This is a genomic window from Pseudomonas sp. SMV71, assembly GCF_052042015.1.
GTDB lineage: Bacteria > Pseudomonadota > Gammaproteobacteria > Pseudomonadales > Pseudomonadaceae > Aquipseudomonas.
In genome coordinates, this window is sequence record NZ_JBKGGU010000035.1 from 15,884 (window position 1) to 29,729 (window position 13,846).

General features: G+C 62.9%; 9 protein-coding genes. All 9 read right to left on the reverse strand.

Features of this window, described 5'->3' with window-relative positions; all coding sequences use genetic code 11:
- Positions 1-26: 26 nt before the first annotated feature.
- The gene (locus tag ACLEJQ_RS24895) at positions 27-827 is read right to left on the reverse strand and encodes an endonuclease/exonuclease/phosphatase family protein (RefSeq protein ID WP_440799478.1); all 801 of its coding nucleotides are present in this window, start codon (positions 825-827) and stop codon (positions 27-29) included.
- Positions 828-1,251: 424 nt separating this feature from the next.
- Positions 1,252-2,016: a PIG-L deacetylase family protein gene (locus ACLEJQ_RS24900; RefSeq protein WP_440799481.1), complete on the reverse strand. Its 765-nt coding sequence runs from the start codon at positions 2,014-2,016 to the stop codon at positions 1,252-1,254.
- Positions 2,017-2,264: 248 nt separating this feature from the next.
- A complete protein-coding gene (glgX, locus tag ACLEJQ_RS24905) occupies positions 2,265-4,424 on the reverse strand; it encodes a glycogen debranching protein GlgX (RefSeq protein ID WP_440799484.1) in 2,160 nt (719 codons plus the stop codon).
- A 225-nt stretch (positions 4,425-4,649) separates the two neighbouring features.
- Positions 4,650-4,997 (reverse strand): DUF2934 domain-containing protein, encoded by a 348-nt coding sequence (locus ACLEJQ_RS24910; protein ID WP_440799487.1) that lies wholly within the window; start codon positions 4,995-4,997, stop codon positions 4,650-4,652.
- A gap of 19 nt (positions 4,998-5,016) precedes the next feature.
- Entirely contained in the window at positions 5,017-7,803 is a 2,787-nt protein-coding gene (locus ACLEJQ_RS24915; RefSeq protein ID WP_440799490.1) for a malto-oligosyltrehalose synthase, read from the reverse strand.
- A complete protein-coding gene (malQ, locus tag ACLEJQ_RS24920) occupies positions 7,800-9,878 on the reverse strand; it encodes a 4-alpha-glucanotransferase (RefSeq protein WP_440799493.1) in 2,079 nt (692 codons plus the stop codon). The genes ACLEJQ_RS24915 and malQ overlap by 4 nt, the downstream gene beginning before the upstream one ends.
- A complete protein-coding gene (gene treZ, locus ACLEJQ_RS24925) occupies positions 9,875-11,677 on the reverse strand; it encodes a malto-oligosyltrehalose trehalohydrolase (RefSeq protein WP_440799496.1) in 1,803 nt (600 codons plus the stop codon). Before treZ ends, malQ begins: the two co-directional genes overlap by 4 nt.
- A 7-nt stretch (positions 11,678-11,684) precedes the next feature.
- The gene (gene glgA, locus ACLEJQ_RS24930) at positions 11,685-13,256 is read right to left on the reverse strand and encodes a glycogen synthase GlgA (protein WP_440799499.1); all 1,572 of its coding nucleotides are present in this window, start codon (positions 13,254-13,256) and stop codon (positions 11,685-11,687) included.
- Between the two features lie 192 nt (positions 13,257-13,448).
- Positions 13,449-13,846: hypothetical protein (locus ACLEJQ_RS24935; RefSeq protein WP_440799502.1), on the reverse strand; the 398-nt coding region annotated here is incomplete at its 5' end.

A 13,846-nucleotide genomic window follows, 5' to 3' on the forward strand; every position in this document is an offset into this window, starting at 1 on the left:
CGCGCTGGAGAGGGACAGGGAGAGGGTTACAAATGCACTTCCACTGACAACGGCAGGTGGTCGCTCAGGTGTGTCCACGGCCTGTTGCCGAGGATTTGCGGCGCGTGGCTGGTGGCGTTGCGCAGGTAGATACGGTCCAGGCGCAGCAGCGGGAAACGCGCTGGGTAGGTGCGGGCGGGGCAGCCGTGATGATGCTCGAAAGCTTCGTGCAGGTAGCCACGGCGGGCGAGGGCGATGTTGCCGCGCAATTGCCAGTCATTGAAGTCACCGGCAATGATCACCGGGGCATCCTCGGGCAGTGAGTCGAGCAGTTGGCAGAGCAACTTCAGTTGGAGTTGGCGATGGCTTTCCAAAAGACTCAAGTGCACGCAAATGCCATGGACCTCGGCGTGGCCCGGCACCTCCAGTACGCAATGCAAAAGTCCGCGTCGCTCTGGGCCGGTGATGGATACATCGAGGTTGCGGAACTGGCGAATCGGGTATTTGGACAGCAGTGCATTACCGTGATGGCCGTCGGGGTACACCGCGTTGCGACCGTAGGCAAAGTCGTTCCACATGCTGTCGGCGAGAAATTCGTACTGCGAGGTCTGGGGCCAGTTGTCGTAGCGTGAGGCGTGGCGATCGTGCTCGCCCAGCACCTCTTGCAGGAACACCAGGTCGGCACCGGTACTGCGCACCGCCTCGCGCAATTCGGGCAGGATGAAACGCCGGTTGAGGGCGGTGAACCCCTTGTGGGTATTGACCGTCAGAACCCGCAACCGATGAACCGCTGCGGGCGTGTCCAATGGTATGGTTTCCAGGGCCTGCCAATCGGGATCTTGAGTCACGTTCGCTCCTGAATCAGACGTACCTGTTCATGCGACTGGCGAGAGGCTGTGGCAGTTCCGGATTTTTCATGGTGACTGCACAACGCGTCACAGCCTGAACCACCGCCATCGCGAGCAGGCTCGCTCCCACAAGGAATTGCGGTGTACTCAAGCTCCATGGACGGCGATAAACCCATGTGGGAGCGAGCCTGCTCGCGATGGCGTCGGCGCTCACAACATCATTGCAAGCAGGCCAACCGCTTTCGCGAGCAAGCCCGCTCCCACAGGAATTGGGGTTTAATTCGAGTTCCGTGATCGTCGCAAAATCCCATGTGGGAGCGAGCTTGCTCGCGATGGCGTAGGCACTCACAACATCATTGCAAGCTGAACCACTGCTATCGCGAGCAAGCTCGCTCCCACAGGTTTGTAGTGCCAGGCCTGGGTTTCAGATGAACACGATCTCATACGGCATGCCCATGCGGTCGAGGATGACCCGAGGCACCAGCGGGGCGATGCCGCTGGCGGGTTCGCCGTTCAGCTGGCTGGCGTAGGCATGCATGGCGTGGCGTTTGCGTGCGGTGGTCCAGACGTCGAGGCGCAGTTTGCGGGCGCGGTGCCAGGGGATCTTGTTCTGCTCGCGTACTGGCCAGTGCCAGGCCCACACCGGCAGTTCGTTGAACGCCGCTCCGACCTCCTCTGCGGCCTGCGCGCCGGCCCGGCCGACCGTGTCGTGGTCGCTGTCGCCGTCCTTGCGCCAGGTGCCGAACACCACGTCACCGGGACGCAGATGACGGCCAATGAAAGCCGCCAATTCAGCTTCGTGTCCGGCCAGGGCCTTCTCCGGGAAACCGCCGCGGACCCATTGCAGACCGTGGGTGGCGATACCCAGGCGGCTCAAGGCATCGACGCTTTCCTGAGGATGGGGCCGTTGCGTGCGCAGGCGTTCATCGGTCCACAACGGTGAACCGGGATGGCCGAGGGCACCGTCGGTGACCGAAATCAGCAATACGGGCCGGTCCAGGTTGTTCAACAGTTGGAGCAAACCGCCACAGGCGCCGATCTCATCGCCCGGGTGCGGGGCTAGGATGACGGCGCGGGCACCGCTGGGAATGAGCGTCTGGGTACTGATGATGGGGATATCGGCCAGTTGCGCAGCACTGTTCCAGATCTGCGGGTGCTGCCGGCCATGCAAGCGAGAGGCGGGTTTCATCGGGGACGTCCTTGTTGTATTCAATCTTGCAACCGGCAACGGGCCTCTGCCCGACGGCGCTCGTAAACGCTTGGTTGCGATTCGCGGTGCTCCCAATCCTGGAAACTCCCGCAGGCGAAGTATTGACCATGGCGGTCGATTCGTCGCGTCACATGTGTGTCTGAACCGGTTTTTTTTCTCCAGACTGGGATGCAGGTATCGAGAACCGCGTCCTTGCGGTTCGTTTTCGATCGTTTTCAGCGCGAGGTTCAGTCCTCTTCTTCGCGCTGCAATTCGAACAGCAGCAGCGAACGCCCCGTGACGGCATATTCGGCGTCGAAGTCGAAGCGCTCCTCGCCACGGATCGTGGGCTGGTTGGTGTCAATCATGCAGGTCCAGAAGCTGCCCTCAGGCACTTGCGGCAGGCGGAAGTTGACGATGTCATGGTGCGCATTGACCACCAGCAACAGCGTCGCGTCGCCGCCCTTGCGGCGGATCCCCGTTTCCTGGGCGCGCCCGTCCATCAGCATTCCCAGGCAGCGCCCGTGGCCGTCCTGCCACTGCTCGGTGGTCATCTCGCTGCCATCCGGGGCCAGCCAGGTCACGTCCTTGACGCCGATGTCCTCGTTGTAGTTGCCCACCAGGAACCGGCCGCGGCGCAGGATCGGGTAGGCCAGGCGCAACTTGATCAAGCGCTTGACGAACTTGAGCAGCGCCGCGCCGTCCTCGCTCAGGTCCCAGTTGACCCAGCCGATCTCGCTGTCCTGGCAATAAGCGTTGTTGTTGCCGTGCTGGGTCCGGGCGAACTCGTCACCGGCCACGATCATCGGTGTGCCCTGGGCCAACAGCAAGGTGGCGAAGAAGTTGCGCATCTGCCGGTGACGCAGTGCATTGATCTCAGGATCATCGGTCGGGCCTTCGACGCCATGGTTCCAGGACAGGTTGTTATTGCTACCGTCCTGGTTGTTTTCGTCGTTGGCCTCGTTGTGCTTGTCGTTGTACGACACCAGGTCATTGAGGGTGAAGCCGTCATGGGCGGTGACGAAGTTCACCGAGGCGTAAGGGCGTCGGCCCCGCTGGTTGAACATCTCTCCGGAGGCGGTCATGCGGCTGGCGAAATCGGCCAGTTGGCCATCGTCGCCTTTCCAGAACGCGCGGACCGTGTCACGGAATTTGTCGTTCCATTCTACCCAGCCCGGCGGGAAGCCGCCGACCTGATAGCCACCGGGGCCGCAGTCCCACGGCTCGGCGATCATTTTCACCTGGCGCAGCACCGGGTCCTGCCGGCAAGCCACAAGGAAGCTGTGGCGCTCGTCGAAACCGTCGTGGTAGCGCCCCAGGATCGTTGCCAGGTCGAACCGGAAGCCATCGACGTGCATTTCCGTGGCCCAGTAGCGCAGGGAGTCGGTGACCATCTGCAGGACGCATGGGTGGCTCAGGTCCAGGGTATTGCCGGTGCCCGAATCGTTGATGTAGTAGCGTTTGTCGTCGGGCATCAGCCGGTAGTACGAGGCGTTGTCGATGCCGCGCATGGACAGGGTCGGGCCTTGCTCGTTGCCTTCGGCGGTGTGGTTGTAGACCACGTCGAGGATGACTTCCAGGTTGGCCTCGTGCATGTGCGCGACCAGTTCCTTGAACTCCGCAATCTTGCCGCTGGCCAGGTAGCGGGGGTCCGGGGCGAAGAAGGCGATGCTGTTGTAGCCCCAGTAGTTGGTCATGCCCTTGTGCAACAGATGCTGGTCATTGACGAAGGCGTGGATCGGCAACAGTTCTACCGAGGAAACACCCAGCTTGCGGATGTGTTCCAGCACGTCGTCGACCATCAGCCCGGCGAATGTGCCGCGCAGGTTCTCCGGCACCGCCGGGTGACGCATGCTGATGCCGCGAACGTGGGTTTCATACAGGATGGTCTTGTCCCACGGTACGCTGACCCGGTGGTCGTGGCCCCAGGTGTGCGCGGGGTCGATGACCTTGCACTTGGGTACGAACGGCGCGCTGTCGCGCTCGTCGAAGCTGAGATCACCGTCGGGATGGCCGATGGTGTAGCCGAACAGTGCCTCGGACCATTTCAGTTCGCCGACCAATTGCTTGGCATAGGGGTCGATCAGCAATTTGTTCGGGTTGAAACGGTGGCCATTCTCCGGGTCGTACGGGCCATAGACCCGGTAGCCGTAGATCAGTCCCGGATGGGCATCGGGCAGATAGCCGTGGTAGATCTCGTCGGTGTACTCCGGCAGTTCGATGCGTTCAAGCTCGACCTCGCCAGTGTCATCGAAAATGCACAACTCCACCTTGGTGGCATTGGCGGAAAACAGTGCGAAATTGACCCCGAGGCCATCCCAGGTCGCACCGAGTGGAAAAGGCAGCCCTTCACGAATCCGCGAAGCCTCGATAACGGGCGGCGGCGTGGTTTTTTTTGGACGGGTCATAGTTGCTCCTGCAAAAGACAGATACGGCAATTCAATTCACGTAGGACGGGTGACTATGCGCTGCGCCCGTGGCGGGGGGATTTATCCCCGCTGGCGTGCGCAGCGCCCCCAGAAGGATTGACTTGGGTCGGTCAGTCATCCGGGCCGGATATCCGGGCTGCCATGGCAGCCCAGCGGGGATAAATCCCCCTCGCCACATTGGGTTGGTCGCGGTCAGGAGACGAGTCAGACCACCGGCGGCTTACGGGCTGCCCGGGGCTTTTTCTCGGCCGGCTTGACCGCCGGCGCTGCGGTTGTGTTCGCCGCAGGCTTGGCCGCCGGTTTAGCCTTGGGAGCGGCTGCCTTGGCGGCCGGTTTGGCAGTGGTCGGCTTGCTGGCTACCGGCTTGATAGCGTCAGCCTTGGCTGCCGCAGGTTTGCTGGTCGCCTTGGCCGGTTTGCTCGGCGCCAGGGCTTCGGCCTCCGCCAGCTTGCGCGCCATCTCCCAGTGGCGTTCTTCCTGCCCGGTGGGCTTACCCTCGGATTCCCAGATCTGATAAGCGAATTCGCGGATGCGTTTATCGTCGGTACTCATTGCAGTGCTCCTGACTAACTCAAGATTGAATAAAGACATTGACCGGGAAATCCCCCAGCGCGGCGCTGATCATCAGCTCCCCTTGGGGTGTGACTGCTGCGCTTGCAAAAAGTCCCTTCAGTTTTCCGTCCCCACTGGCAAACGGTAATTTCACGCGGGTATCGCCCCAGTCCGAGGCGGCGACTTGCGGCACCGCTGCATTTTCGAGCAGCCGGGCGGCGCGGATCGGCACCACGATGATCGCCCGTTGTTGCTCGTGCTCACGCATGAACGCCAGGACCCGCTGGGCCTGCTCGCCGACCACCTCCAGCGGCTGGTAGCGGCCCAGGCGGAACAGCTGCGGGTATTGGGCTCGCACCGCCAGCGTCCTGGCGATCAACGCCTGCTTGACCCGTCCGTCGCGCCAGTCGTTGATCAACGCCGCCGGTTCGCTGTCGGCCTGTAGCGCCTCACGGCGTGCGGTGAAATCCACCGGGCGGCGGTTGTCCGGATCCACCAGGCTGAAATCCCAGAATTCGTTGCCCTGGTACAGGTCTGGAACACCGGGTACGGTCATGCGCAGCAAAGTCTGCGCCAGACTGTTGAGCGCGCCTGCCGGTGCAATGGCCTGGACGGCCTCGGCGATGGCACTGCGCAACGGCAGCCCCTCGTCCCCCAGCAACAAGCGCTCAAGGAACATCTGGGTGGCCTGCTCATAACTATCGTTGACCGCTGCCCAGCTGCTTTGCAGCTTGGCTTCGCGCAGGGCCTTGCGTTGCCATTGCCACAGGCGTTCGTTGTACTCGGCCAACGCCTTGGGATCTTGCAGGTCGAGGTCCAGCGGCCAGCTACCGAGCAGCGCCTGGTAGAGAATCAGCTCGTCACCCGCCGAGGGAGCCGCCGGATCGCTGTGCAGCGAAGGCGAGAGAATGCGCCATTGCTCCACACAAGCGGTGTACCAATCGGCGCGCTCGCTGAGTATCGCCAACCGGGCGCGGGTGTCTTCGCCACGCTTGTGGTCGTGGGTGGCGGTGGTCATCAGGTTATTGGGGAAGTGCGCAAGGCGCTCGATACAGGCGTTGTGGAACTCCTCTGGCGGGGCGCTGAAGCGCTCGGTGTTGTAGCCCACATCGTTACGTGACAGCAGCACCGCCGAGCGATACAGCGCCGTGTCTTCAACGGCCTTGGCGGCCGCCGGCGAGGTCAACTGCTGGAAGCGCACGCAGGCATGGCGCAGACGTTTGCGCTGGCTGCCGCGCGGGCGTTGGCGCCAGGGCATGCCACCGAGCCAGTCGGCCAGGCAATCGAGCACCGGCCAATCGGCTTCGCTGAGCGTCTGACGGGCACCCTCGAGCGCCTGGTTGAAAAACACCTGGTCCTCGGCGGAGCGGCCCAGCGGGTTGATGTAGGTGCGGTACACCGGGAAATGCACGATCAGCTCCTGCAAAGCCCGCCGAATCGCGCCCAGCGTCAGGTCACGGGTCATCACATCGTCGCGGGCCACTTGCAGCAGAGCCTGGGCGACGCTCTCGAAGTCTCCGGCCAGTGAGCCGTTGAGAATCTGCTGGCGTGCCAGTCGCGCTTCGTCGATGAACTGCGCCGGCCGTTCGCTGTGGCGGCTCCAGAACTCGGCGAGCGGGGTGGCGCCGGCCGGATCATGCTGCAACAGCGAGATCTGGTTCATGAACTCGTAGCCGGTACTGCCGTCGACGTTCCAGTCGCGGCGCAAGGTCTCGCCATCGCCGAGGATCTTCTCGATGAAGATCGGCAGGTGGCGCGACGGTGAGATCGAATCCAGGCGCCTGCGCAGTTTGCGGCAGTAGCCGCGTGGGTCGGCGAGACCGTCAACGTGATCGATGCGCAGCCCATCCACCAGGCCTTGCTCGACCAATTCAAAGATCTTGGCATGGGTGGCTTCGAATACGGCCGGGCGTTCGACCCGCAGCCCACCCAGTTCATTGACATCGAAAAACCGCCGCCAGTTGATGTCGTCAGCCGCCGTACGCCAACTGGCGAGCCGATAGCTCTGGTGCTCCAACAGTTGATGCAGACGCTCGAACCCTTCGGGCTGCGTTGAATCATAGCCACGCAGGTTATCTTCGACAGCCGCGAGGATCTCCGGTCGGGTCACCAGCTCGCGCAGTTCTGCTTGCAGCGGACGGGCGAGGGTATGGGCGTCGGTCTGGTAGTTCAGCGTGGTGAAGCGTTCGGCCAGCGCCTTGAGTGCCTCGGCCTGTTCGGCCGGCGCGCTTTCTGCGGGCCGCAGCAGCTCGCCATACTGCATCGGGCAGATCGGGAAGCGGTGTTCGTAGTGCTCGACATAGAAGCTGCCCTGGTGGGCGTCGAGTCGCAACTGCAACGTGCCTTCCTGCAACGCGACCCCGTAGTCGCTGCCCAGGAACGGCAGCAGCAACTGGCCTTCGAGCAGCGGATCAGGGGAATGCCACTGGATATCGAAGAACTCGCCATAGGGACTCAGGCGCCCCCATTCCAGCAGGTCCAGCCACCACGGATTGTCATGACCACCAACGGCCATGTGGTTGGAGACGATGTCGAGGATCAGGCCCATCCGATGCTCGCGCAGGGTTGCCACCAGGCGCCTGAGCGCTGCTTCGCCGCCCAGCTCCGGATTGACCAGGGTCGGGTCGACTACATCGTAGCCATGCATCGACCCGGCCCGGGCCTTCAGCAACGGCGAGGCGTAGAGGTGGCTGATGCCCAGTGAAGCAAAGTACGGCACCTTTTCGATGGCGTCGTCCAGGGTGAAGCCTTTATGAAATTGCAGGCGCAGCGTCGCCCGCAGCGGTTGGATTGATGTCTCTTTCATCGGTCACGCTCGTTCGCCTGAAGTCTCGCGCAGGCGAGTATTTCCAGACGCCGGGCAGCGTCCGGGTGATCCAGCAACGCCTGGCTTTCATGAGCCAGGCGGCGCCGCCAATTGGGGTGGGTGTCAATGGTGCCGGGCAGGTTGGCCTGCTCCTCGATGCCCAGGGCATCTTCGAGCGGCAGCAAGACCAGCGGCGCGCGAGTGTGGCCGAGGAAGCGCACACTGGCGTCGAGCACCTGGTCAGTCTCGCGGTGTTCTTCGCGAAAGTTCTGTGGATCCTGGTTCAGCGCATCGCGCAGGCCCTCGCGCTCGCGTTCGCGGTGTCTGCGCCATTCCATCTCGCCATGGGAGTCGACCAGGTCGAGCCGGGCGTTCCAGTCGATATCGTGCCCGTGCCACCAACCGTTGAGAGTCGGCAGGTCATGGGTGCTGGTGGTTGCCAGGGCGTCGTCCGGCCAGTCGAGGATCGGCTTGAAGCGGGCGTTGTCCTGTTCGAACAACAGCACGCGCATGCCGAGGATTGCGCGGGCACTGAGCTTGTCCCGCAAGCCATCGGGCACCGTCCCGAGGTCTTCGCCGAGAACGATGGCCTGGTGGCGGTGGGATTCGAGTGCCAGCAGGCGCAGCAGGTCATCGAACGGGTAATACAGATAGGCACCGTCGGAGGGTGGGGCATCGTTGGGGATGACCCAGAGCCGTTGCAGGCCCATGACATGATCGATACGCAAACCACCGGCATGGGCGAAATTGGCCCGCAGCATTTCAATGAATGCCCGGAACCCGTTACGCACCAGGCCTTCTGGGGAAAATGCCGAGATTCCCCAACCCTGGCCGGAGCGGTTGAGGATATCCGGCGGCGCGCCCACGGTCAGCGAAGCGAGCAGCTCATCCTGTCGGCTCCAGGCCTGGCTGCCGGCACCGTCCGCGCCTACCGCCAGGTCGGCGATCAGGCCGATGCCCATGCCGCTTGACTTGGCGGCGCTCTGGGCGCGCTCCAGGCATCGGGCAATCAGCCATTGGCAAAAGGCGTAGAAGCCGATTTCGTCGGCGTTTTCTTCGGCGAAACGCGCCAGCACGGCGCTGCGTGGGTTGCGCCAGTCTTCCGGCCACTGGCGCCAGTCGAGGCTTTCTCCCTGGGCTGCGCGTTCGGCCTGCAAGGCTTCGAAGCGGCAGTGGTTTTCCAGGGCTTCGCCACTGGTGTGGCGAAAGCTGCTGAAGTCTTCATGCAGCGGATGCTCGCCCTGGCTGAAGCCGTCGTACAAGGCCCGCAGCACTTTTTGCTTGGCCTGCGCGGCAACCGGCCAATCCACCAGCGGCTGTTCTTCAAGTGAGCGCAGTTGATTGGTCAGCCCCGTGGCGTCGATGGCGGTGCGCAGGGCCCGTTCGCCGAGGATGGTGCCGGGGGCGGCGTACAGGCTGTTGAGGAACAGGCGGCTGGACGGTGAGTAAGGGCTGTAGCGTCCGGTGTCGCTGCTGAACATGGCGTGCATCGGACTGATGGCAATCGCCTCGGCGCCGCGCTCACCGGCCACCCGTGCCAGTTCTTCCAGGGCCTGGGTGTCCCCGAAGCCGCCGTCGCCAGGGCGGCGCAACGCATACAACTGCGCGCTCAAGCCCCAGGCCCGTGGTGTCGGGTCATCCACCGCATCGGCCACGCTGTAGCAGCGAGCGGGCGCGACCGCCAGAGTGAAGTCCTGGTCCTGGATACGCACATGCTGGTAACCCACCGGGATCATCCCCGGAAGCCGGGCGTTGGCATCGAGTTTGAGGTTCAGCGTCGAGCCGTCCTCGCACTGGATTTCACAGGCCGTCTCGGCGTCGAAGTAACGGCTCAGGTCCAGGCTTGAGCCCACGTCGACGGTGAGCAGCGGTGGCAGTTGGTGGTTCTGTTGATCTTCTTGCAGTTGCAGCAGGCTGGCGTCGATTTCCTGGGCAGTGCCGGCTGGATGGCCAAGGGCCGTGAGGACCGAACGCAACACCGCCGGCGAGACTTTCTGTGCCCGGCCGTTGGCGTCGATCCAGTCCACCGCCAGGCCTGCGCGGCCGGCGAGGATTTCCAGTTGCGCATCACTCATGGACGCTCTCCAGTCAGGTTGGGCAAGGTTGCCGCTTGCGTCAGGGTGACCAACGCGCTGTAGGGCGCAAGGACGCCCTGTTGCAACTGACCCATGGCCTGCTCAGGATGTTCGAAAAGAATGCGTGCATCTTCGGCAGCGGCATGGGCCACCTGTCGGTCGCTGAGGTTGAGGTCGATGCGCAACACGCTGCCGTCGCCCAGTTGCCAGCGCGCACTGACCGCGCCGTAGCCCAGCACGATGGTATCCAAGGCATGCGCCCCCGGCAGGCGAGGGACGATCTCTTCACGGCGGATTTTCAGCAGGCTGCGGTAGAGCGTCTCGTTGGCCAGTTGTTCAGGTTCGTGGGCCTCCAGGTTCGGACGCGAGGATTCGAACGTCGGGGCTGCGTTGGGATCGGGGATCCGTACGCGTTTTTCCGGATCGGCAAAGGCACTGAAAGCCTTGAACTCATTGCGCCGGCCTTCGCGCACCAGCTCTGCCAGTTCGCCGTGGTGACTGGTAAAGAACAGGAACGGTTGTGGCGCCTTGGTTTCATCGCCCATGAACATCAGGGGGATCATCGGGCAGAGCAGCCACAGGACGGTCGCCGCTTGCAGGGCCTGGGGCGGCGCGAGTTGGTGCAGGCGCTCGCCCAGAGCGCGGTTGCCGATCTGGTCGTGGTTTTGCAGGAACAGCACGAAGGCACTTGGGGGCAGATGGCCGCTGGGCTCGCCCCGGGATTCGCCGTGACGGTTGATGTGCCCCTGGAACACGAAGCCCTGGCTGAGGCAGCGCGCCAGCTGTTCCGTCGGTTGTTCGGCGTAGTCGGCGTAATAGGCGTCCGTCTCGCCGGTCAGCAATACGTGCAGGGCGTTGTGGCCGTCGTCGTTCCACTGCGCGTCGTAGCCCTGTTCCAGCAGGCTCGCCTGGTTGTGTTCGTTCTCGACAGTCAGCCAGACGTAGCGGGTCGGGTCCACCTGCTCGCGGACCCTGGCTGCCAGTTCCTGGAGAAAGTCCGGGCTTTCGATGGCGTGCACCGCGTCCAGGCGCAGGCCGTCGAAACGGTATTCCAGCAACCACATGAGTGCGTTGTCGATGAAGAAGTCCCGCACTTCGCGGCGACGGAAATCGATCGCCGCGCCCCATGGGGTGTGCTTGTCTTCACGGAAGAAACCCTTGGCGTAGCGGTGCAGGTAGTTACCGTCCGGGCCGAAATGGTTGTAGACCACGTCCAGGATGACTGCCAGTCCATGACCGTGGGCGCTGTCGATCAAATGCTTGAGTTGTTCCGCGGTGCCGTAGGAGGCCTGGGGCGCGTAGGGCAGGACGCCGTCATAGCCCCAGTTCCGGTCGCCGGGAAATTGCGCCAGCGGCATCAGCTCGATGGCGGTAACCCCAAGCCCCGCCAGACGCGCCAGTTGTTGCTCGACACCTTCGAAACCGCCAAGGGCGCCGACATGCAGTTCGTAGATCACCGCCTCGTACCAGGGGCGACCGCGCCAGTGGGTGTGTCGCCATTGGTAGGCATGGGGATCGACCACCACACTGTGGCGATCAAGGTCGCCGGCCTGGGCGCGGGAAGCGGGGTCCGGCACCTCCAGTTCGCCGTCGATGTTGAAGCGGTAGCCGGTGCCGGCGGGGCAACGGGTCTGGATCATGAACCAGCCGTCGGACTGGGGCAGCAGCGGTATTGAATCTCCAGTGTCCAGCTCGACACTGACAAAAAAAGCATCCGGAGCCCAGAGGGCGAAGCGGGTGTGCTCGGCATCGAGCATGACCGCGCCATGGGTCCATGTATCACGCGTCCTTGACGACATTGCTACCTCATTGTCTGGCCGATTTGCCCAGTGACTTCGCCACCAGTTGTTCGTAGAGCTCTGCGTAGGGCTCCACCGCCTTGCTCCAGTTGAAAGGTGCCGACATGGCTCGGCAGCGCATTGCGTTGAGCAGGTCAGGGTATTGAAAAACCTTGAACGCCCGGCCCAAGGCCTGTTTGTAGCTGTCCACGGTTGATTCATCGAACAGGAAACCGGTGATGCCATCCTCGATGGTGTCCGCCAGTCCGCCGGTATTGCGCGCCACGGGCAGCGATCCAAAGCGCTGGGCGTACATCTGGCTCAAACCACACGGTTCATAACGCGAAGGCATCAGCAGGAAGTCGCTGCCGGCAAACATCCGTCGTGCATCGGTTTCGTTGAAGCCGATGCGCACGCCGATGCGTCCGGGGAAGCGCAGCGCCAGCTCACGCATGGCCTGTTCTTCTTCCGGTTCGCCACGACCGATGATGGCGATCTGTCCGCCTGACTCGACGATGAACTCGGCGACGGCTTCGGTCAGGTCCAGGCCTTTCTGGTAAACCAGGCGCGAGACCACGGCGAACAACGGGCCGTCAGAGTCGTGCAGCCCGAACAGCTCACGCACATGGGCCGCATTGACTGCCTTGCCTTCCCAGTCACCGATGGCGAATTTGCGGAACAGGTGAGTATCGGTGGCCGAGTCCCAGCTCTCGTCGATGCCGTTGGGAATGCCGCTGAGCAGACCCTGCTGGGTCTTGGACGCGAGGAAGCCGTCGAGGCCGCAACCGAAGGTCGGGGTGGTGATTTCCTGGGCGTAGGTGGCGCTGACCGTGGTGATGTGGCTGGAGTAGGCCATGCCCGCCTTGAGGAACGACAATTTGCCGTAGAACTCCATCCCTTCCTGTTGCAGCGCATGTTCGGGGATGCCCAGTTCCGGGCAGCACGCCAGGCTCACCACGCCCTGGTAGGCCAGGTTGTGGATGGTGAACAGGGTGGGAGTGCGTTGCCCGCGCCAATGCATATAGGCCGGTGCGAGGCCGGCTGGCCAGTCGTGGGCGTGGACCAGGTCGGGGCACCAGTGGATCTGCGCCAGGTTGGCGGCGATGTCCGCGGCAGCCAGTCCCAGGCGGGCGAAGCGGATGTGGTTGTCAGGCCAGTCGCGGCCGTTGTTGGCACCGTAGGGCGAGCCTTCGCGCTCGTAGAGTTCCGGGCAGATCAGTACGTAGATCACCAGGCCATCGGCCATGTCCATGCGTCCGATCTTGCAGGGCGGCAGCGCAGCGTGGCCGCCCAGTTCGCCGATGATGTGGATCGGATTGCCGCTTTGCATCACTTGCGGATACCCGGGAATCAGGATCCGGACATCATGCAGCCCGGCCATCGCCCGCGGCAGCGCGGAGGACACGTCACCCAGGCCGCCGGTTTTTACCAGGTCGGCAATTTCCGACGTTACGAACAAGACCTTCTTGCGATTGGGATTCTGTCGAACGACGGGGAGCAGTGCCTTGCCGCCGGTGGCCAGCACCGGAGCCGTCGGCGATTCGGCCGCCGGCGGTAGTTGTGAACGGACCTGTTGTGGTTCCAAGGCAGCACTGATCATAAATATCTCCCATGTTTTCGATCTGTTTCCGGCAAGCGCCAGAGCTGTTGTTTCATTGGCCGAATCCTGCGGCCAGGCGCACAAGCGCTACGCAAGGAAAGCAAAACACTGCCCTTGCGGCGAAGCGAATCAAGTGAAGGAGCTGCTGCAAGGACTATTGCAAGGACTGCACCAGTCGTTGTTGCCCTACCTTTACCCTGACCTGTCGCCGTTGCGAAAAGTTTCGACTTTTTTTCGTTCGGATGACTGGCCGGTTTTTTCGCCGGATTGCGAGTCTAGGGTAGAACTTAGAGCGGTGCGGGACGGTTCGTCGAATTGTCGGACGATCACGTTTTTTGTCGGCAATGTCTTACACCAGGCGGGGTAAATCCCACCCGACGAAATGCAGATGATGGAAACGTAAATGATGTATGGGGTGGTGGGGGTTTGTGTCGGTGAGCGATGGGATGGCGTGATGCACCATTGTGGGGCGTCCTGGGTGGCGGCCTTTTGATGGCGTTTCTGCGGGTGAATTTGTTTCTTGTGGGAGGGGGCTTGCTCGCGATGGCTGCGTTCCGGCTGACCGGGATTTTTGTGTATATATCCATTGT